The 19925-nt window shown below is 72.2% G+C and carries 22 protein-coding genes; 10 read left to right on the forward strand and 12 right to left on the reverse strand.

Features of this window, described 5'->3' with window-relative positions; all coding sequences use genetic code 11:
* Positions 1-25: 25 nt before the first annotated feature.
* From lipA to ACIHAD_RS10090, 8 genes are all read right to left on the reverse strand, one after another.
* Positions 26-955, reverse strand: coding sequence for a lipoyl synthase (gene lipA, locus ACIHAD_RS10055; protein WP_357993008.1), 930 nt, complete (start codon positions 953-955; stop codon positions 26-28).
* A 42-nt stretch (positions 956-997) separates the two neighbouring features.
* Positions 998-1981: a hypothetical protein gene (locus ACIHAD_RS10060; protein ID WP_397354017.1), complete on the reverse strand. Its 984-nt coding sequence runs from the start codon at positions 1979-1981 to the stop codon at positions 998-1000.
* A gap of 56 nt (positions 1982-2037) precedes the next feature.
* Entirely contained in the window at positions 2038-2730 is a 693-nt protein-coding gene (gene lipB, locus ACIHAD_RS10065) for a lipoyl(octanoyl) transferase LipB (protein ID WP_397354018.1), read from the reverse strand.
* A gap of 37 nt (positions 2731-2767) precedes the next feature.
* Positions 2768-3505, reverse strand: coding sequence for a Type 1 glutamine amidotransferase-like domain-containing protein (locus tag ACIHAD_RS10070; protein ID WP_397354019.1), 738 nt, complete (start codon positions 3503-3505; stop codon positions 2768-2770).
* Between the two features lie 36 nt (positions 3506-3541).
* Complete coding sequence (locus ACIHAD_RS10075; RefSeq protein WP_397354020.1) at positions 3542-4435, reverse strand: TIGR01777 family oxidoreductase; 894 nt, start codon at positions 4433-4435, stop codon at positions 3542-3544.
* A 67-nt stretch (positions 4436-4502) separates the two neighbouring features.
* Positions 4503-5966, reverse strand: a complete 1464-nt coding sequence (gene sucB, locus ACIHAD_RS10080) for a 2-oxoglutarate dehydrogenase, E2 component, dihydrolipoamide succinyltransferase (RefSeq protein ID WP_397354021.1) — start codon at positions 5964-5966, stop codon at positions 4503-4505.
* 38 nt (positions 5967-6004) lie between these two features.
* Positions 6005-7369 (reverse strand): dihydrolipoyl dehydrogenase, encoded by a 1365-nt coding sequence (lpdA, locus tag ACIHAD_RS10085; protein ID WP_397354022.1) that lies wholly within the window; start codon positions 7367-7369, stop codon positions 6005-6007.
* Positions 7370-7420: 51 nt separating this feature from the next.
* The gene (locus ACIHAD_RS10090; protein WP_397354023.1) at positions 7421-8890 is read right to left on the reverse strand and encodes a leucyl aminopeptidase; all 1470 of its coding nucleotides are present in this window, start codon (positions 8888-8890) and stop codon (positions 7421-7423) included.
* A 105-nt stretch (positions 8891-8995) separates the two neighbouring features.
* Here ACIHAD_RS10090 and ACIHAD_RS10095 point away from each other — a divergent pair, with 105 nt between their 5' ends.
* The 3 genes from ACIHAD_RS10095 to ACIHAD_RS10105 are packed head-to-tail and all read left to right on the forward strand — an operon-like array spanning position 8996 to position 11189.
* Positions 8996-9343: a GntR family transcriptional regulator gene (locus ACIHAD_RS10095; protein WP_397354024.1), complete on the forward strand. Its 348-nt coding sequence runs from the start codon at positions 8996-8998 to the stop codon at positions 9341-9343.
* Complete coding sequence (locus ACIHAD_RS10100) at positions 9340-10305, forward strand: hypothetical protein (protein ID WP_397354025.1); 966 nt, start codon at positions 9340-9342, stop codon at positions 10303-10305. Before ACIHAD_RS10095 ends, ACIHAD_RS10100 begins: the two co-directional genes overlap by 4 nt.
* Positions 10302-11189, forward strand: coding sequence for a CPBP family intramembrane glutamic endopeptidase (locus tag ACIHAD_RS10105; protein WP_397354026.1), 888 nt, complete (start codon positions 10302-10304; stop codon positions 11187-11189). The genes ACIHAD_RS10100 and ACIHAD_RS10105 overlap by 4 nt, the downstream gene beginning before the upstream one ends.
* A gap of 32 nt (positions 11190-11221) precedes the next feature.
* On the opposite strand, the gene ACIHAD_RS10110 is transcribed toward ACIHAD_RS10105, so the two are convergent.
* On the reverse strand, positions 11222-11965 hold the full coding sequence (locus ACIHAD_RS10110) for an adenosylcobinamide-GDP ribazoletransferase (RefSeq protein ID WP_397354027.1): 744 nt from the start codon (positions 11963-11965) through the stop codon (positions 11222-11224).
* 35 nt (positions 11966-12000) lie between these two features.
* On the opposite strand from ACIHAD_RS10110, the gene ACIHAD_RS10115 reads away from it, so the two are divergent.
* The gene (locus ACIHAD_RS10115; RefSeq protein WP_397354028.1) at positions 12001-12801 is read left to right on the forward strand and encodes an ABC transporter ATP-binding protein; all 801 of its coding nucleotides are present in this window, start codon (positions 12001-12003) and stop codon (positions 12799-12801) included.
* A 41-nt stretch (positions 12802-12842) separates the two neighbouring features.
* On the opposite strand, the gene ACIHAD_RS10120 is transcribed toward ACIHAD_RS10115, so the two are convergent.
* Entirely contained in the window at positions 12843-13838 is a 996-nt protein-coding gene (locus tag ACIHAD_RS10120; protein WP_397354029.1) for a bifunctional adenosylcobinamide kinase/adenosylcobinamide-phosphate guanylyltransferase, read from the reverse strand.
* A 330-nt stretch (positions 13839-14168) separates the two neighbouring features.
* On the opposite strand from ACIHAD_RS10120, the gene ACIHAD_RS10125 reads away from it, so the two are divergent.
* Positions 14169-14375 carry a hypothetical protein gene (locus ACIHAD_RS10125; RefSeq protein ID WP_397354030.1) on the forward strand — a complete coding sequence of 69 codons (207 nt, stop codon included), beginning with the start codon at positions 14169-14171 and terminating at the stop codon, positions 14373-14375.
* 58 nt (positions 14376-14433) lie between these two features.
* Here ACIHAD_RS10125 and ACIHAD_RS10130 read toward each other — a convergent pair whose 3' ends face one another.
* A complete protein-coding gene (locus tag ACIHAD_RS10130; protein ID WP_397354031.1) occupies positions 14434-15432 on the reverse strand; it encodes an aldo/keto reductase family protein in 999 nt (332 codons plus the stop codon).
* Positions 15433-15488: 56 nt separating this feature from the next.
* Between ACIHAD_RS10130 and ACIHAD_RS10135 the strand changes: the two genes are divergently transcribed.
* A complete protein-coding gene (locus tag ACIHAD_RS10135) occupies positions 15489-16445 on the forward strand; it encodes a hypothetical protein (protein ID WP_397354032.1) in 957 nt (318 codons plus the stop codon).
* Between the two features lie 167 nt (positions 16446-16612).
* Here ACIHAD_RS10135 and ACIHAD_RS10140 read toward each other — a convergent pair whose 3' ends face one another.
* Positions 16613-17224 (reverse strand): DUF3043 domain-containing protein, encoded by a 612-nt coding sequence (locus tag ACIHAD_RS10140; protein ID WP_397354033.1) that lies wholly within the window; start codon positions 17222-17224, stop codon positions 16613-16615.
* A 124-nt stretch (positions 17225-17348) separates the two neighbouring features.
* Here ACIHAD_RS10140 and ACIHAD_RS10145 point away from each other — a divergent pair, with 124 nt between their 5' ends.
* From ACIHAD_RS10145 to ACIHAD_RS10160, 4 genes are read left to right on the forward strand one after another with little or no spacing between them, the layout of a single operon-like run.
* Positions 17349-18155 (forward strand): PspA/IM30 family protein, encoded by an 807-nt coding sequence (locus tag ACIHAD_RS10145; protein WP_397354034.1) that lies wholly within the window; start codon positions 17349-17351, stop codon positions 18153-18155.
* Positions 18152-18430: a hypothetical protein gene (locus tag ACIHAD_RS10150; RefSeq protein WP_357700674.1), complete on the forward strand. Its 279-nt coding sequence runs from the start codon at positions 18152-18154 to the stop codon at positions 18428-18430. The genes ACIHAD_RS10145 and ACIHAD_RS10150 overlap by 4 nt, the downstream gene beginning before the upstream one ends.
* A 5-nt stretch (positions 18431-18435) precedes the next feature.
* Positions 18436-19335: a zinc metalloprotease HtpX gene (gene htpX / locus ACIHAD_RS10155; RefSeq protein WP_397354035.1), complete on the forward strand. Its 900-nt coding sequence runs from the start codon at positions 18436-18438 to the stop codon at positions 19333-19335.
* A 7-nt stretch (positions 19336-19342) separates the two neighbouring features.
* Positions 19343-19900 carry a hypothetical protein gene (locus ACIHAD_RS10160; RefSeq protein ID WP_397354036.1) on the forward strand — a complete coding sequence of 186 codons (558 nt, stop codon included), beginning with the start codon at positions 19343-19345 and terminating at the stop codon, positions 19898-19900.
* The last annotated feature ends 25 nt before the right edge of the window (positions 19901-19925 follow it).

A 19925-nucleotide genomic window follows, 5' to 3' on the forward strand; every position in this document is an offset into this window, starting at 1 on the left:
GGCCCGGGGCTCCGCTCGTGCGGGATCAGGTGGTCTGGCGGGCCGCGATGGCCTGCTGGTAGAGCCTGCCCGCGCGGTAGGACGAGCGCACCAGCGGGCCGGACAGCACCCCGGCGAACCCGATCGCCTCGGCCTCGGCCTGCAGCTCGACGAACTCCTCCGGCTTGACCCAGCGCTCCACCGGGTGGTGGCGCGGCGTCGGACGCAGGTATTGGGTGATCGTGAGCAGGTCGGTGCCGGCGGCGTGGAGGTCGCGCATCGCCTCGACGACCTCTTCGCGGGTCTCGCCCATGCCCAGGATCAGGTTGGACTTGGTGACCAGCCCGGCCTCGCGGGCCGTCGTGATCACCCCGAGCGAACGCTCGTAGCGGAAGGCCGGGCGGATGCGCTTGAAGATGCGCGGCACCGTCTCCACGTTGTGGGCGAACACCTCGGGCTTGCTGGAGAAGACCTCCTCCAGTTGGTCGCGGTTGCCGTTGAAGTCGGGCACCAGCAGCTCGACGCCGCAGCCCGGCAGCAGGGCGTGGATCTGCCGCGCGGTCTCGGCGTAGAGCCAGGCGCCGCCGTCGGGCAGGTCGTCGCGGGCCACGCCGGTCACGGTCGCGTAGCGCAGGCCCATCTGCTGGACGGACTCGGCGACCCGGCGCGGCTCGTCGCGGTCGTATTCCTTGGGCTTGCCCGTGTCGATCTGGCAGAAGTCGCACCGGCGCGTGCACTGGTCGCCGCCGATGAGGAAGGTCGCCTCGCGGTCTTCCCAGCACTCGTAGATGTTGGGACAGCCCGCCTCTTCACAGACCGTGTGCAGGCCCTCCCGTCGCACCAGCGATTTCAGCTCGGTGTATTCGGGGCCCGTCTTCAGCTTGGTCTTGATCCACGGGGGCTTGCGCTCGATAGGGGTCTCGGCGTTACGCACCTCCAGGCGGAGGAGCTTTCGGCCATCAGGAGCAACGGTCACCCGTCCAGCTTACGTCCGCCGCCGAACCGGACCGGTCGAGGGTCAGGTGATCAGGCCGAAGCCGCGGATCGCCCTGGTGTAGTGGCGCAGCAGCTCCTCGTCGATCAGCGCGGACCCGGCGGTGCCCAGCAGCTCCGAATGCGGCGCCGAGGTCAGCACGCCGTCGTCGGTGAGCCGGTGGCGGGCCAGCGCGCCCTGCCTGATCGCCGGGACGCTCTCGCCGCGCAGCGCCGCGGCCTGGATCGGCGCCAGATAGCCGCCGGCGGCCAGGTCACGCAGCTCGGCCAGCTCGTCCTCGGACACGACCCGCCGCGCGATCGCCTCCCGCCGCTCCTCGGTACGGGAGCGCCCGGCGCGGGCCAGCGCCGTCAGCGCGTACTCCGCCAGCAGCACCGGGCCGCCCAGCACCCGCCCGATCACCCGGCCGATGGCCCCCGCCGCCTCGTACGTCGTGCCGGGCTGGTCGAGCGCGCCCAGCGAGGACCTGGCGATCGCGGCCTGGGCCTCCTCCCTGATCTTCAGCGGAGCGCTCGACCCGAGCAGCGCGTCGCGCCAGGCGGCCAGCGTGAACAGAGCGCCGTCCACGATCAGCTCCTCGCCGGCCGAGGGCCGCGCGTACGCGGTGGCCAGCAGCGCCACCCGCTGCCGGGGCGGCAGGGCCAGCCACAACGGCAGCCCGATGACCAGCACCGGCGTCCGCGGCACGCCCACATGGTCATAGACGGTCTCGGTGGCCAGGTCCCTGACCGCGACCTTGCGCGGCCTCTTGACGCGGGCCCGGTCGGCCACGCGGTCGGCCAGGGCGTACAGCTCACCGGCCGCGGCGCGGTCGAGCACCTCGGCGTCGGCCGGCAGGCGGGGGAGGCGCGGTCGCAGCGCCCATCCCACGGCCAGGCTCACCCCGCCGAGCAGCCACGCGACGAGGGAGTCGAGATGCGCCAGCACGGCCCACGCGCCCAGCGCGAGGAAGGCCAGCGTGAGCAGGTGGACGAGGAGCGCGAGAACGAGAGCGGCAGAACGCTTCACACGGCGATGTTAAGCCGGAAAGATCCAGATTCGACCGCTGTTCGATGCCGATTCGGTCACCTGCGCAGCAGATCCTCCTCGTGCAGGTCGAACGGCTCCCTGCCGAGCGCCTCGGCCAGCCGCTTCTCGGCGATCGGGACGACCTCCTCGGCCACGATCCGGCGGCCGGTCTCCGCCGACAACGAGGAGACCCCCGCGTCGGGCAGCCCGCACGGCGTGATCCGGTTGAACCACCTCGGGTCGTTGGCGCAGTTGAGCGCGAACCCGTGCATCGTCACGCCGCGCGCGACGCGGATGCCGACCGCGCCGAGCTGCCGGTCGGGCAGCCCCAGGGCGACGTCGCCCGCCGCCCACACCCCCGGACGCCCCGGCACCCGCCGCCCGGTGACGCCGAAGTCCGCGCACACCTGGATCATCGTCTCCTCAAGGGCGCAGACGTAACGGGTCACGTCGGCCACGGCCACGATGGGGTAGGCGACGAGCTGGCCGGGGCCGTGCCAGGTGACCCGGCCGCCCCGGTCGACGTCGACGACGGGGGTGCCGTCGGCGGGACGGTCGCCGGGCAGGGTGCGCCTGCCCGCGGTGTAGACGGGCGCGTGCTCAAGGATCAGTACCGCGTCGCCCAGCTCGCCGGCGACCCGCTTGCCGTGCATCCAGCGCTGCAACGACCAGGCTTGCTCGTAGGGGACGTCCACACCAAGGCGGACGACGGCCAGCGCGTGGGGATCGTCCCCGTGGATGGGGCGCATGAGCCTATTGTGCCGTTCCCTCACCCTGTCAGGGTAATCAGGAGGTCAACAGGCGTGGCTCGATCCTGAACTCCTTGACGCCGTTGGAGCCGTCGTACTCCAGCCGGTAGGCGTAGGCGCGCGGGTCGACGGTGACCGCCTGGATGAACTCGGTGCCCACGTAGTGCAGGGCGACGCCCTCGTCGGCGGCGTACCCGCCGGGCAGCTCGCCCGAGGCGACCGACTCCTGCAGCAGCGGGCGGCGCTGCGGCTCGGCGTTGTAGTGGACCCCGCACGAGTACGGCAGCAGCGCGAGCCCGTCGGCCCACGGACGCAGCGCCGGGCCGAAGGAGTCGGTGTTGCCGCCCACGTGCCAGCACAGGGCGCCCGCGCTCTGCCCGGACAGCACCACGCCCGCCCGCCAGGCCTCCTCGAAGACCTCGTCGAGGCCGTGCAGCCGCCACAACGCCATCAGGTTGGCCACACTGCCGCCGCTGACGTAGATCATGTCCTGTTCGAGCGCCCACGAGCGGGCGTCCTCGACGTTGGGCATGGGGAAGACGGTCAGGTGGCTCAGCTCGACGTCCCAGCCGGAGAAGGCGCCGTACATCTTCAGCAGCCAGTCGGAGGAGTCGCCGAGCGCGGTGGCGACCAGGCCGAGCTTGGGGCGGTCCTGGCCGGTCAGGTCGAGGCCGTACCGCAGCAGCCCGCTCGCCTCGATGAAGTTGTGACGCTCGCTCGGGCGGAACGACCCGCCCCCGATCGCCAGAATGTGCGACTGCCCTGACCTGCTCATGTCGGATCTCCCGCGTGCTGAAGGACGAACGGCACCCTACAGTACGGCGCGCAGCGCCTCGTCGAGACGGGTATGCGTGAAGCCGTAGCCGTTGTCAAGCAGTTTCCGCGGGATCATCCGATGGCTCGGCAGCAGCCCCGCGCGGGCGAATTCGCCCACCCCGATGGACAGGGCGAACGCCGGTACGGGCATGGGGACAGTACCTTTACGCAGGCATTTACCCAGAGTCCGAGTGAATTCTTCGTTGGTGACCGGAGAAGGCGACCCAAGATTCACCGGACCCTCGATATCCCGATTTTTCAGGATATGTAGGGCGGCGGCCACCCAATCGTGCAGGGAGATCCACGACCAGTACTGCCGTCCGGTCCCCAGCGGCGCGCCCAGCCCGATGCGGAAGATCGGCAACATGCGCCCGAGCGCCCCGCCGTGCGGGCTCAGCACCATCGCCGTACGCAGCCGCGCGACCCGGCAGCCGGCCTCCGCGGCCCGCTCGGCCTCCCGCTCCCAGCGCTCGCACAGCTCGGCCAGGAACCCCTGGCCCCTGCCCTGGCTCTCGTCGATCTCCCGGCCGCCCGTGTCGCCGTAGAAGTCGACCCCGGAGGCCGACAGCAGCACCGGGGGCGGGCTGCCGAGCGCGCGCAGGGCGTCGACCAGCAGCCGGGTACCCTCGACGCGGCTGCGCACCAGCTCACGCTTGTAGGCCGCCGTCCAGCGCCGGTCGCCGACCGAGGCCCCGGCCAGGTGCACCACGCCCTCGGCCCCTTCGAGCGCGGCCCGGTCGATCACCCCCGCCGACGGGTCCCAGAAGGCCTCTCCCGGCCCCGCGGGCTCCCGCCGGACCAGCCGGAGGACCTCCCGCCCCTCCTCGCGCAGCGCGTCGGCCAGCGCCGTGCCGAGCAGGCCGGACGCCCCGGTCACGATGATCGCCATGACCCCACAGTACGCCAAAGGCCGGGCGGCCCCCCGAAGGAGCCACCCGGCCTGTCAGGCGTGCTGACTACGCGAGCCCGAGCTGGGCCTCGAAGCGGCCCTCCTCCAGGCGACGCTTGATCGTCGTCAGGAAGCGGGCGGCGTCGGCGCCGTCGACCAGGCGGTGGTCGTAGGTCAGCGCCAGGTAGACCATCGACCGCACCGCGATGACCTCGCCCTCGGGCGTGTCGAGCACGACGGGCCGCTTGACGACCGCGCCGGTGCCGAGCATGCCCACCTGCGGCTGGTTGAGGATCGGGGTGTCGAACAGCGCGCCACGGCTGCCGGTGTTGGTCAGCGTGAACGTGCCGCCGGTGACCTCGTCGGGCGTCACCTGGTTGTTGCGGGTGCGCTCGGCCAGGTCGGTGACCTTGCGGGCGAGGCCGGCGAGGTTGAGGTCGCCGGCGTTCTTGACGACCGCCGCGAGCAGGCCGCGCTCGGTGTCGACCGCGACGCCCAGGTTCTCCACGTCGAAGTACGTGACCTCGTTGGTCTCGTTGTTGATCGTGGCGTTGAGCTTCGGGTGCTGCTTGAGCGCCTCGACGGTGGCCATCGCGAAGAACGGGGTGAAGGTCAGCTTCACGCCCTCGCGACGGAAGAAGTCGTCCTTGGCCCGCGCCCGTAGCTGGGCGATCTTCGTGACGTCGACCTCGACGACCGACGTGAGCTGCGCCGCGGTCTGCAGCGACTCGACCATGCGCTTGGCGATGGTCTGACGCAGCCGCGTCATCTTCTCGGTACGGCCACGCAGCGTCGTGTCGACCTCGACCGGCTCCGGCGCGGCGGCGACCGGGGCGGCGGCCGGGGCCGGCGCGGCGGCGGCCGGCTGGGCGGCCGGAGCCGCGGCCGGGGCGGCGGCCTGCTCGCGCTGGGACTTGGCGGCCTCCAGCACGTCCTGCTTGCGGATGCGGCCGCCGACGCCGGTGCCGCTGATCGCGTCGAGGTCGACGCCGTGCTCGTTGGCGAGCTTGCGCACCAGCGGCGTCACGTAGGGGCTCTCGCCCGAGGACGGCAGCGGCGTGGGCTCGGCGGCGGGCGCGGCGGCGACCGGCGCCTGCTGCGGAGCCGGGGCCTGCGGGGCGGGGGCCGGGGCAGCCTGCGGCGGCGCGGCCTGCTGGGGAGCGGCCTGCTGGGGAGCGGGCTGGGCCGGGGCCGGCTGCGGGATGGAGGAGGCCGGGGGAGCCGGGGCGGGCTCCGGCTCCGGCTCGGGCTCGGGAGCGGCCTGCGGGGCCGGGGCGGCGGCGCCCGGCTGGGCGTTCTCGTCGATGATGGCGAGCTCGGCGCCGACCTCGACCGTCTCGTCCTCAGCCACGACGATCTTGGTGAGGACACCCGCGGAAGGCGACGGGATCTCGGTGTCGACCTTGTCGGTCGAGACCTCGAGGAGCGGCTCGTCGGCCTCGACGCGCTCGCCCTCCTTCTTCAGCCAACGGGTTACCGTGCCCTCGGTCACGCTCTCGCCGAGCTGGGGCATCTGTACGGAGACCGGCATCGTTATTCTTCTCTCGCGTTCTGATCTCGAGGGCTGGACTAGTTGTGTACGTGCAACGGCTTGCCGGCCAGGGCCAGCATCGCCTCACCGACTGCCTCGGACTGGGTCGGATGTGCATGGATGAGCTGGGCGACCTCTGCGGGCAGCGCCTCCCAGTTGTAGATCAGCTGGCCTTCCGTGACGAGCTCGCCGATGCGCCGGCCCACCATGTGGACGCCGACGACCGGCCCGTCCTTCTGGGCGATCACCTTCACCGCCCCGGAGGTGCCGAGGATCTGGCTCTTGGGGTTGCCCGCCAGGTCGTAGACCTGCTCGACGATCTCGATGCCGCGCTCGGCGGCCTGCGCCGACGTGATGCCGACCGAGGCGACCTCGGGGTCGGAGTAGGTGATGCGGGGCACGCCCGCGTAGTCGATCGGCGGCGGGTTGAGGCCGGCGATGTGCTCGGCCACCATGATGCCCTCGGCGAACCCGGCGTGGGCCAGCTGCAGCGTGGGGATCAGGTCGCCGATGGCGTAGACGCCGGGGACCGAGGTCTGGCAGTGCTCGTCGACCACGACCGCGCCGCGCTCGACGGTCACGCCCTGCTCCTCGAAGCCCATGCCGGACGACACCGCGCCGCGGCCGACCGCGACGAGCAGGAGCTCGGCGTCGAGGGTCTTGCCGTTGGCCAGGGTGACGACGACGCCCGTCTCGGTGGTCTTGGCGGAGTCGAAGAAGACGCCCAGCTCGTACTTGATGCCGCGGCGGCGGAAGGCCCGCTCCAGCAGCTTGGAGCTGGACTCCTCCTCGGTCGGCAGCAGGTGCGGCAGCGCCTCGACGATCGTGACCTCGGCGCCGAAGGAACGGTAGACGCTGGCCAGCTCGACGCCGATCACGCCGCCGCCCAGGACGATCACCGACGACGGCACGCGGTCCATCTTCAGGGTGTGCTCGCTGGTGATGATGCGCTCGCCGTCGATCTCCAGGCCGGGCAGCGTGCGGGGGGCCGAGCCGGTGGCCAGCACGAGGTTGGCGCCCTCGTAGACCTCCGAGCCCACCTGCACGCCGCGCGGGCCCGCCAGACGGCCCTCGCCCTCGACCACCGTCACGCCCGCGCCCTTGAGCAGGCCCTGGACGCCCTTCCAGGCACGCGTGACGATCTTGTCCTTGAACGCGTGCACGCCCTGGACGTCGATGCCCTCGAAGCTCGCCTTGACGCCGAAGGACGCGCTCTCACGGGTCTCGTCGGCGACCTCGGCCGAGTGCAGCAGGGCCTTCGTGGGGATGCATCCCCTGTGGAGGCAGGTGCCGCCGATCTTGTCCTTTTCGATGAGGACGACCGACTTGCCCAGCTCGGCCGCCCGAAGCGCGCAGGCGTAACCGCCGCTGCCGCCACCTAGGACGACGATGTCATAGGCCACAGGAAGGCTCCTTGTCGGGGTGTTCGTGATGCCGTCATCTTTTCATTTGTTTCAGATGCTCGCGTGCCGCTCTGCGAGTCCGATGAGGGTGCGGGTGATCGCGCCGGTGCCGCCCTTGGGGGTGTAGCCGTACGCCTCGCCCTTGTTGTAGGCCGGTCCGGCCATGTCGATGTGCGCCCAGCGCACCCCGTCGGGCACGAACTCCTTGAGGAAGATCCCCGCGGTGAGCATGCCGCCGAAGCGCTCGGGGTGGAGGTTGGCGATGTCGGCGACCGGCGAGTCGAGGCCCTTGCGCAGTTCCTCCGGCAGCGGCATGCCCCAGGCGCCCTCGCCCGCGGCGGTGGCGGCCTCGACGACCAGCTCCCGGACGGCGTCGTCGTTGGCCATGACGCCCGCGGTGCGCCAGCCGAGCGCGACGATCTGGGCGCCGGTCAGCGTGGCGATGTCGACGATCAGGTCGGGGTCGTCCTCGGCGGCGCGCGCGATGCCGTCCATGAGCACCAGGCGGCCCTCGGCGTCGGTGTCGAGCACCTCGACGGTCTTGCCGCTGTAGCTGTGGAGGACGTCGGAGGGACGCTGGGCGGTGCCGCTCGGCAGGTTCTCGGCCAGGCAGAGGTAGCCGACGACGTTGACCGGCAGGCCGAGCCTGGCGATGCCGATCAGCGCGCCGAGCACGGCGCCCGCGCCGCCCATGTCGGACTTCATCCAGTCCATCGCGGCCGACGGCTTGAGCGACAGGCCGCCGGAGTCGAACGTGATGCCCTTGCCCACGAACGCCAGCGTCTTGCCGGCCTCGGGGTGGTTGTAGGCGACGCGGACCAGGCGCGGTGGGTTGACCGAGCCCTGCCCGACGCCGACCAGGCCGCCGTAGCCGCCGTCCTTGAGCTGCTTCTCGTCGAGCACCTCGACGGTCAGCCCGGCCTTGGCGCCCTCCTGTTCGGCGATCTCGGCGAACTTGGCCGGCCACAGGTCGGACGGCGGCGTGTTGACCAGGTCGCGGACCAGCGCGACCGACTCGGCCAGCACCCCGGCCCGCTCGGCGACGGACTCGGCCTGTCCGGACAGGACGGTGATCTCGGAGACGGGGGCCTTCCGGCCCTCGCCCGTGCGGTAGCGGTCGAAGCCGTACGCGCCGAGCAGCGCGCCCAGCGCGACGGCCTCGGCCTGGACGTCGTCGTCGGCGGGCAGGGCCAGCGCGGCGCGCGCGGTGCCGGCCAGCGACCGGACGGCGGCTCCGGCGGCGCGGCGAAGGGACTCGTGGTCGGAGGACTCGCCCAGGCCGACGGCGACGAGCACCGGGGCCGTGACGGCGCCGAACGTGGGCAGCTTGGTCAGCTCTCCGGGTTTGCCGGAGAAGCCGAGGGAGCTGAGGGAGGCGGAGAGGTTGCCGCCGAAGGCCGCGTCGAGGGACTCAGCGCCCGTGGCCGGGCGGGGGCCGTCCTGGCCGGGCCGGAAGCCGACGATCAGGGCGTCGGTGTCGACAGAGACTGGGTCTGCTGAGTTCAGCCGCACAGTGGTCACGTAAACCGATGCTATCCACGGTTTCTGCGTACTCACAAACAGGGGTTCATCCTACAAATGCTGGTCGCGCGCATTCCGTTTCATGGTGTTAGTGTCATTAGCATCATGTTGCTCGCGCTCGATCTCAATGACGCACGGCCCCTCCACGAACAGGTGTCCGGCGCCATCCGCCGCGCCATCGGCGAGGGCTCCTACGCGCCTGGTGACCGTCTTCCGCCGGCCCGCGACCTCGCCAGGGCGCTCGGCATCAACCCCAACACCGTGCTGCGCGCGCTGCGCGACCTGCGCGACGAAGGGCTGCTGGAGTTCAGGCGGGGGCGCGGGGTCAGCGTCGCGGGCCGGGCCGACGGGCGCGCACTGCTCGTGCAGCGCGCCCGCGAGCTGCTGGAGGAGGCCAAGAGGCACGGCTACCGCCGTGAGGACCTCATCACCATCCTGGAGGATCTGCCATGAACCCCCGAATCGCCGCGGCGGCGTGGGGCGCGGCCGTCACCGCGGCCCTGGTCCTGGGCCCCATGGGGCTGCGCGACCGCCTGCCCGACCCGCTGGCCACCCACTGGAACGCGGGAGGCGTCGACGGCTCGGCGTCCTTCCAGGCCCACGTGCTGACGGTCGCGGCGGTGTGGACCGTGGTGTGGGTCGCGCTGGTGGCCGTCGCCGCGCGCGGCTGGGCGCTGCGGCACAGGAACGGGCGGGCGCTGTGGTGGGGCGGGCTGTTCGGCGGCGGGGTCCTGGTGCTCGGCACCCAGGCCGCCACGATGTCGGCCAACCTCGGCGTCGCCGACTGGACGGCCGCGAGCCTTCCCGGCTGGCAGGTCCCGCTGGTCGTCGTCGCGTCCCTCGGCGCGGGCGTGCTCGCGGGGTACCTCGGCAGGGGCGCGCCCGATCCGGTCGAGGCCGTGCAGCCGCCCCCGGAGATGCGCCTGCGGCCCGGCCGGCGCACGGTCTGGGTCAGCCGGCTGGTCAACCCGTGGCTGGTCGCGCTGACGCTCGTGGCCGCGGCGGTGATCGTGGTGCTCTGCGGGCTGCGCCTGGCTGGCGCGGTCTCGGCGGCGACGATGGCCACGGCCCTGCCCGGGATCGTGATCGCGCTGGTCGCGGGGCTGGCGACCGCCACCCTGTCCGTACGGGTCGGCGACGACGCGCTCGTCATCGGCTTCGGCCCGCTCGGCGTCCCGGCGCGCAGGATCCCGCTGTCGAAGATCGACCGGGCCTGGACGGAGGTCCGCAGGCCGAGCGAGGTCGGCGGCTGGGGCTTCCGCGGCCTGCCGGGCATGGCCACCATCATGCTGCGCGGCGGCGAGTGCCTGGTCATCGGCTACCGCTCCGGCGGCCGGCTGGCGATCAGCATCGACGACGCCGAGCGCGGCGCGTCCCTCATCAACGCCCTCGTCGCGGAGCGTCCACGGTCATGAGAAAGCAGCTTCCCGTCTTCCTCGTCCTCGCCTTCGGGCTGTCCTGGCTGGTGGCGCTGCCCATCTGGCTCGGCGCCGGCCTCGACTCGCCCGCCGCCAAGGGGCTGGCCGCCGTCATGATGTTCACGCCGACCGCCGGGGTGCTCGGCGTGTGGGCGCTGTCCCGCGCGCCCTGGCGGCGGTGGGCCGCCGAGACCGGCCTGACGCTGGGGGAGAGCAAGGGCCGCACCGGCCGGTACGTGCTGGCCGCCTGGCTGGGCGTGCCGCTGCTGATCGCCGTCTGCGCCGGGCTCAGCACCGCCGTCGGGCTGTTCCCGCTGGACCTCGACCGGTTCAGCCTGTACCGGGCGGCGCTCGGGGCCGCGGGCGTGCAGCCGCCGGCCGATCCGGGTCCGGCCCTCTACCTGCAGATCGCCATCGGCGTGCTGGCGGGCCCGGTGCTCAACGCCGTCCCGGCGCTGGGCGAGGAGTGGGGGTGGCGCGGCTGGCTGCTGCCCCGGCTGTCCTCCACGTACGGCGTGGTCGGCGGCCTGGCGCTGTCCGGGGCGATCTGGGGGCTGTGGCACGCCCCGCTCACCCTGCTCGGCTACAACTACCCGAGCCTCGGGTCGTGGGCGGCGCTGCAGTTCGTCGGCTTCTGCGTGCTGGCCGGGATCGCGATCGGCTGGCTGCGGCTGCGTACGGGCAGCGTGTGGCCCTGCGTGGTCGCGCACGGCTCGCTGAACGCGGTCCTTCCCGCCGTGCTGCTGCTCGGGGACGCCGCGGCGCCGCCCGACACGGCGCTGTCCGGGCTCACCGGGCTGGTCGGCTGGGTCCCGCTCGCCCTGCTCTGCGTGCTCCTCCTGCGCGCCCTCCGGACCCGCACCCCACAGCCGGTCGCCTGACCGCCCCCGTGGCCGCGAGGGCGGGCCGGTGGTCAGCCCAGGATCGCGCACACCACCAGCGTGGCCGCCGTCCCGGTCTCCACCAGCGCGCCGAGCACGTCGCCGGTGATGCCGCCGAGCCGCCGCCGGGCGTGCCGGAGCAGCAGCAGCGCCGCCCCGAGCCCGGCCGCCAGCGCGAACGGCGGCGCCCACGTCCCGGCCGCCAGCCCGAGCCCGGCGCTCGCCGCGAGGGCGGCCAGCGTGGCGAGCCACGCCGCCGGATCGCTCACGGTGCCCGCCACCATCGCCCCGAGCCCTCCTGGACGGGCGGCGGGCACGCTCGCCCGGCAGGCCCAGGTGAGCGCCAGCCGCCCGGCCACGCAGGCGGTCACCAGGGCGGCGTGACCGGCCCCGGTCAGCGCCGCCGCCTGGACGAGCAGCGTCAGGACCAGCGTCACCACCCCGAATGGCCCGATGTCCGACTTTTTCATGATGTCGAGGGCCGCGTCGGCGGGCTTGCCGCTGCCCAGGCCGTCGGCGAGGTCGGCCAGCCCGTCCAGGTGCAGCCCGCGGGTGAGCGCGGCCAGCAGCGCGAGCGCGAGCCCCGCGCCCAGCAGCGGCGGCCCCGGCAGCAGCAGCGCCAGGCCCGCCACCGCGCCGAGCGCCAGCCCGACCGCGGGAGCCGCCACCATGGCCCGCCCGGCGATCTCCCGATCGACCCGTTCGACCCGCACGGGAACGGCGCTGAGCGTGCCGATCGCGAAGCGCAGCCCATGGGTCAGCTCAGCAAGCGGCATAACGACCGATCCTAGGGCCGACTAATGTGGCGGGAATGCACGTGCTTGAACTCGAAGGTGTAGCTGTCCGGGTTGTCGGCAAAACGCTGCTCGACGCCATCGACTGGCAGGTGGAGTACGGCGATCACTGGGTGATCCTCGGCCCCAACGGCGCGGGCAAGACCACCCTGCTCTCCCTGGCCGGAGCGGTCCGCCACCCGAGCGAGGGCACGGTCAGCGTGCTCGGCCACCGGCTCGGCCGGATCGACCTGCGGGAGCTGCGCCGCCACATCGGCCTGGTCGCGGCCAGCCAGCGGCTGATCGACGAGGAGCTGCTGGAGCAGGAGGGCGCCACCGCCCACACGGTGGTCCTGACCGGCCACACCGGCACCAGCGTCCCGCTGTGGGACAAGTACGGCGACGCCGAGCGCGAGCGCGCCACCCGCCTGCTGGCCGACCTGGGCTGCAAGGACCTGGCCGAGCGGCCGTTCCGGGTGTGCTCGCAAGGGGAGCGCGCCCGGGTCAGGGTGGCCAGGGCGCTCATGGCCGAGCCCGCCGTGCTGCTGCTGGACGAGCCGTTCGCCGGGCTCGACCTGCCGGCCCGCGAGGACCTCATCACCGCGGTCGAGCACCTGGCCGCCACCCGTCCCGTCCTGACCACGGTCACGGTGACCCACCACCTGGAGGAGGTGCCCGCGACCACCACGCACGCGCTGCTCATGCGCGACTCGCGGCTGCTGGCCGCGGGGCCGGTGTCGGAGGTGCTCACGCCCGGCAACCTGTCCGACTGCTTCGGCCGCCCGCTGCACGTGGACCGCCTCGACGGCCGCTGGTACGCCAGAGCCGTCCGCCCGTAGCCGACGGTCCGCGACCCCGGCTCGCGAGGTTCTCGGGAGGGTCAGAGCTCCAGGGGGCGTCCCGCGACCACCAGGGCGACGTACTCGGACTCGGCGGCGAGCTGTTCGTTGAGCTTGCCGAGCGCGTCCCTGAAGGCCCGGCCGGCGGACGTGGCGGGCACCACACCCATCCCCACCTCGTCCGAGACCGCCACGAGCGGCACCGGCGTGCCACGCCACGCCGCGACCAGCTCCGCGCAGCGCCGGCCGACCGGCGCGCGGTCGCCGTCCCACGCCCCGTGCTCGTCGAACACCGCCGCCAGCCACGTGCCCAGCCCGTCGATCAGCAAGGGCGTGCTCGCCGCGCCGATGACCGCCGCCAGGTCCGTGGTCTCGGCCGTGTCCCAGTGGACGGGCCGCCGTTCCCGGTGCGCCCGCACCCGCGCCGCCCACTCGCCGTCCGCCGCGCCGTCGCCGCCGGTGGCGACATAGGTGACGTACGGCTCGGCCGCCAGCCGCAGCTCGGCCTCGGCCGACTTGCCCGACCTGGACCCGCCGAGCAGCAACGCCCGGCGCGGCGGCCTCTCGCGCACCGCCCGGCCGCTCGCCCGGCCGCTCTCCAGGACCGTCCCGTCCGGCACGGCCACCGCCCCCCACAGCCGCAGCCGCCTGGCGAGTTCGTCCTCCGACCTGATGCGGTGGTCCAGCCACGCGGCCACCACCGTGGTGCGGTCGTCGGCCAGCCCGGCCCGGCGCAGCTCGCCGAGCCGATGCGGGCGGTCGAGCAGGTCGAGCACGACGACGTCGTACCGGGCGGGGCCGTCGGCGGGGGGCTCGCGGTCCGGCGGCAGGCACAGCACCGCCTCACCGCCCGCCCCCACCAGCCCCAGCCCGTCGCCGAACGCGCGCTCGCCGGTGAAGGGGAAACGTGCCACGTCGTCCACGACCAGCTCGAAGGGGCGGCGACGGCCTTGGGGAAGCCGGGCGCACGAGGCGCACGGGCACCCGTCCACGGGCCACCCCGCCTGGCCTGCGGTCCCGGGGAGAAGAAGCTTCACCGCCCAGAGGCTACCGACCCGAAGACCAGCCACCTCACCGCCGAAGGGTAACGGGCCTGCGATCCGGAGAACGGCGGCTCGCCGTCCGGGGACCGCGACCTTGGCGGGTGGCGTGGAGGGGGCGGCGGGGCGGCTCAGGGGGCCGGGGTGGGCTTCGTGGCGGGCGCCGGGGCGGGCGGCGCCCGGCCAGGGTAAGGCGGCCGCCCCGAGGACGGCCCCAGCCGCAACACGGCACGCGCGCGGCATCGATGGACCTCCGAGCTCGGGAGTAGGGTTCCAGTGCCGTCGGAGGGAAAGCGCCGGCGAACCCGCGGAGAAGGAGCGTGTGCCATGACATGGCGGTGGCGTTATGAAGATGCAAATGGTGGTGAGGTGACGGACAGCCCTTTGCCGCGAGAGGTCTTTCCGAGTCAGGCCGACGCGGAGTCCTGGCTCGGGGAGAACTGGCGTGACCTGCTCGAATCCGGAGTCGAGCAGGTGGCGCTGCTCGACGAGGACCGCGTCGAATACACGGGAATGTCATTGCGTCCGGAGTGATCCGGATAAAAGAAAAACCCCTTGAGCGCATTGGCTCAAGGGGTTCTCGTCGTCCCGGTTACGGACGGGTGGGCGGGCTCACCGTCTTGGCCGGGTCGCGCTCCACGACCGTGCCGAGCACGTCGTCGATGCGCTTCAGCACGTCGTCCTCCAGCTTGACGCCGGCCGCCTTGACGTTGTCGCGCACCTGCTCGGGGCGGGTGGCGCCGACGATGGCGCTGGAGACGTTCGGGTTCTGCAGCACCCAGGCGACGGCGAGCTGGGCCATGGTCAGGCCGAGGTCGTCGGCGATCGGCTTGAGCTCCTGCACGCGGGTGAGCACGTCGTCGTTCATGTAACGCGCGATCATGGCGCTGCCGCTCGCGTCGGTCGCCCGCGAGCCCTGCGGAGGCTGCTGACCGGGCAGGTACTTGCCGGTGAGCACGCCCTGCGCGATCGGCGACCAGACGATCTGGCCGACGCCCTCGCGCTCGCTCAGCGGCACGACCTCCGACTCGATGACCCGCCACAACATCGAGTACTGGGGCTGGTTCGACACGATCCGGTCGAAGCCCATCTCGTCGGCGATCTTCAGCGCCCGGCCGATCTGCTCGGCCGTCCACTCGCTGACGCCGACGTAGAGCACCTTGCCCTGCCGTACGAGGTCGTCGAAGGTCTTGAGGGTCTCCTCAAGGGGCGTCTCGTTGTCGAAGCGGTGGGCCTGGTACAGGTCGACGTAGTCGGTCTGGAGGCGGCGCAGCGAGGCGTTGATCGACTCGGTGATGTGCTTGCGGGACAGGCCGCGGTCGTTCTTGCCGGGGCCGGTGGGCCAGTAGACCTTGGTGAAGATCTCCAGCGACTCCCTGCGGACGCCCTTGAGCGCCCGGCCGAGCACCTCCTCGGCTTTCGTCCCCGCGTAGACGTCGGCGGTGTCGAAGGTGGTGATGCCCTCGTCGAGCGCCGCCTGCACGCACAGCTTGGCGGCGTCCTCCTCGACCTGGGAGCCGTGGGTGAGCCAGTTGCCGTAGCTGATCTCGCTGACCAGGAGACCGCTACGACCGAGGTGTCGGAATTCCATACGTTCGACCTTAGAGCGTCACATGAGCCGATTCGATTCGGGATAGGGTGCGCGACGTGCTCAAGCTCGTCCGCCAGGCTCTCACCGCGGCCGTCCTGATCGCCCTCGCGGTGCGGTTACGCCGCCGCGCCCGCCTGCCGCGGGCCGTGCCGCCGCCGTCCGTGCCGCCGTCCGTGCCGGTGCCCGCCCGGCGGTCCCGGCGCGCGGGAACGGCCCTGCTGTGGCTGGTCGTCGCGGTCGTCGTGGCCCTCACGCTGGGGTTCGCCCTGATGGGTACGTCGGCGCGGCGCGACGTCCAGGCCCTCGTGCGCGCCGCCACCGAGCAGCAGCAGTCCCCGGCCGGAGGCGAGCCCCTGACGTCCGTGACGTCCGTGGAGTCCCCGGCCGACCCGGTGGCGACCGACCGGCCCACTCCGGACGCGTCCGCCGCCCAGGCCCCCAACTGCGCGCCCCGGCGCCGGCCGATCGACCCCCGCAGGGTCGCGCCCGACGTCAAGCGGGCCGTGGACGGCCAGTGGCGGCGCATCGAACGCTGGCTCAAGCGCAACGCCCCCCGCACCTACCGCACGCTCGGCGCCCCGGCCAGGGCACGCACGATCGCCGTGGCCGAGTCGCAGATGGGCGTGGACTTCCCCGACGCCCTGCGCGCCTCCCTGCTGCGGCACAACGGCGCGCGCGGGGCCGGCGTGCTGGGCTTCCGCCCCGGGGCGCGCGACCAGCTCACCGTCCGCGGCATCAGGGACGCCTGGCGCGAGATGTGCGCCCGCGAACCGGCCGGGTCCTGGGACGGCCTGCTGATCCCGTTCCTGTCCTACACCGCCTTCGACGGCACCACGGCGTACGCCACCGTGAGCTCCGCCGACGGGACGGTGGCCGGGGCCACGGGCAGGCGGCTGCGGTCGACGTACACGCTGCTGCGGACCGTCGCCGACACCCTCGAACGCGGCGGGACGATCGACGGCCGCCGCCCGGCGGTCGGCGACGGCCTCCTGCGCTGGAGACCGGCACGCTGAAGGCGGGCGCGCTGAAGGCGGGCCGGAAGGGGGATGCACGAATGCCCACCACCGGACGGTGATGGGCACGCGGGCGTCGCCGATGAGCCGGTTTCCCGAGAAAGCCGATGAGCCGGTTTCCCGAGAAAGCCGATGAGCCGGTTTCCCGAGAAATCGGAAAACCGGGGCTACTTCTTGGGCGGCGCGGGCTTCCCGCCCGGCAGCACCGTGGGCGGCGGGAAACGCAGCTTGCGGATCTGCAAAGCCCGCATCGCCGCGTAGAAGCCGACGCCCTTCACGCTCTCGTTGGGGAGCTTGGCCGCGACCTCCTTCTTCACCTTCCATGCCACGTAGACGGAGGTGAACAGGACGCCGACCATCATGATGGGCCAGCCGACCGCGATCACGATGTTGAGCACCTGGGCACGGACCTCGATCGGCCACGGCACCCAGGTCGCCAGCAGGATCAGTAGCGAGAACGGCAGGAAGTACTGGCTCGGCAGGCGCCGCGAGTCGACCCAGTCGCGCGCGAACTTGCGCGCCGGACCCTTGTCGCGAACGGGAAGAAAACGCTCATCACCTGCGAGCATGCCCTTGCGGGCCCGGTCGCGCTCGGCGGCCTGCTTGGTCCGCATCTGCCGATAGGCCTCCTTGCGGTCCTTCGGCGCGGAGACCGGCTGGCGTCGTCTGCCCTCGGCATCCCGGCGCTTGGGTGTGGGACGACCTTTACCCTGGGGCTTAGGATCGTCAACGGGGACGGGGGTGTCGTCCACGGAGGTTTGGGATCGGCGTCGCAACACACGTCAACCCTACCTGGACTGCAACTTAGTGACGCCCCCGTGCGTTATGCGTAGGGTAATCCCAAGGCGGCTGCGCTGCATTGGGTGAACACCAGCACGACCTAGAAGGGGACGGCCGACGCGCATGAGCGTGATGAAGAGACTTTCGATGATCTTCAAGTCCAAGGCCAACAAGGCCCTGGACAAGATGGAGGATCCGCGCGAGACGCTTGACTACTCCTATCAGCGGCAGCTCGAGTTGCTGCAGAAGGTGCGTCGAGGGGTGGCCGACGTGGCCACCTCGCGCAAGCGGGTAGAACTGCAGATCAACGGCCTGGAGGCCCAGGCCAGGCGCTACGAGGACCAGGGCCGCAAGGCGCTGTCCGTCGGGCGCGAGGACCTTGCGCGCGAGGCCCTGCAGCGGCGGTCCAATCTGCAGGGGCAGATGGCCGACCTCAAGGTCCAGCACGACAACCTGCAGGCCGAGGAGGAGAAGCTGACCACGGCTTCCCAGCGGCTGCAGGCCAAGGTCGACTCCTTCCGCACGAAGAAGGAGACGATCAAGGCGACTTACACCGCCGCCGAGGCCCAGACGCGCATCAACGAGGCGTTCTCCGGCATCTCCGAGGAGATGGGCGATGTCGGCCTGGCGATCCAGCGCGCCGAGGACAAGACGGCACAGATGCAGGCCCGCGCCGGCGCGATCGACGAGCTGCTGGCCAGCGGCGCGCTCGACGACTTCAGCGGCACCCGCGGCGACGACATCCAGGCCGAGCTCGACCGCATGGGCGGCGGCATGGACGTCGAGCTGGAGCTGGCCCGGATGAAGTCCGAGCTGGGCCAGGGCCCGGCGCCCAAGAGCGCCATCGAGCAGGGCCAGCCCCAGCAGCAGGCCCAGCCGCAGCAGCAGGGTCACACCCAGCAGCTGCGTCAGCCCGGGGAGAACGCATGATCGTCAGAATCATGGGCGAGGGCCAGGTCGAGATCTCGCCGGACGACATCACGGTGCTCAACGAGCTCGACAGCGAGCTCGAGGCCGCCATCGAGACCGGTGACGAGAAGGCCTTCCGCGTCAAGCTGCACGCGTTGCTCGACAAAGTGCGCCATGTGGGCAAGGCGCTTCCCGACGACAGCCTTGAGCCGTCAGAGCTGATCCTTCCCCCCGCGGACGCCTCGATCGAGGAGGTCCGGGAGATGCTGGGCGATCAAGGCCTCATTCCGGGCTGATCCCCGTGGGCACGCGGTTCGCGTCCGACAGCGGCCTGACCCGCCGCATGGTCGTGACGATGTTCCTGCTGGGGCTGCTCTACGTGGCGTTCGTCGGGGTGCTGATCGCCCTCGGCGTGCGCGCCCTGTCCGTGCTGGTGATCGCCGGGGGGCTGCTGCTGGTGCAGTACTTCCTGTCCGACCGCATCGCCCTGTTCGCGATGCACGGACGGGAGGTCTCCCCGCAGGAGGCCCCCGAGCTCCACGGCCTGATCGACCGGCTGTGCGCGCTGGCCGACATGCCGAAGCCGCGGGTGGCGATCGCCGACTCCGACGTCCCCAACGCCTTCGCCACCGGCCGTAACCAGAAGCGGGCCGTCGTCTGCGTGACGACGGGCATCCTGCGCCGCCTGGAGCCGCAGGAGCTCGAAGGCGTCCTGGCGCACGAGCTGTCGCACGTCGCCCACCGCGACGTCGCCGTCATGACGATCGCCTCGTTCCTGGGCATCGTCGCGGGGCTCATGACGAGGTTCGCCCTGTACGCCGGCTTCGGCGGGCGGCGGGACAACGGCCAGGGCGGCATACCGGTCGGGCTGATCATCATGCTCGTCTCGATCATCGTGTACGCCGTCAGCTTCCTGCTCACCAGAGCCCTGTCGCGCTACCGCGAGCTGGCCGCCGACCGGGCCGGAGCCCTGCTCACGCAGCGTCCCTCTGCCCTGGCCAGCGCGCTGACCAAGGTCACCGGCGACATGGCGCGCATCCCGACGACCGACCTGCGCGAGGCGGCGCCGTTCAACGCCTTCTACTTCGCCCCGGCCCTGGCCAAGGGGGAGACGCTGGCGAACCTGTTCTCCACGCACCCGCCGCTGGAGCGGCGGCTCGAACTCCTCGCGTCCATCTCCAAGCAGCTCGGAAGGGGCTGAGGCCGCAATGGGCTGGCTCGACTCGCTGCTGGGCCGGTCCAAGCCGGTCAAGCCCAACCTCGACGCGCTGTTCGCGCTGCCGTCCGCGGCCGTGACGCTCCAGGCCGCGACCGGTCTCGTCCCCACCGGTCTCGGCTCGGTGTCGTTCAGGGCCGCGGAGGGCGGCGCGTTCGCCACGCTGGAGAGCGACGTCAAGGCGCTGCTCGGCGGGCGCGTCGAGGAGTCCGACGACGGCTACGGCTACACCTGGCTGTTGGTCCGCCGCGCCCCCGACGACGTCGGTGACCTGGTCACCGAGCTGCACGCGGTCAACTCCTCGCTGGAGTCGGCCGGGTTCGGGCCCTCGTTGCTGTGCTCGCTGGTGTCGTTCGCCGATCCCGGCGGGAAACGGCTGGCGGTCGTCTACCTGTACAAGCGCGGCACGTTCTACCCGTTCGCGCCGCTGCCCGGGAACAGACGCGACAATGCCCTCGAACTGCAGGTCAGAGGGGCTCTGGAGGGCGAGCTGCCGCTGGAGGCCGACCTCAGCCGATGGTTCCCGGTATGGGGTGCTCCGGGGCTTTGACCACCGATGGTGATGTAATCATCAC

The sequence above is a fragment of the Nonomuraea sp. NPDC052265 genome, from assembly GCF_044547985.1.
GTDB lineage: Bacteria > Actinomycetota > Actinomycetes > Streptosporangiales > Streptosporangiaceae > Nonomuraea.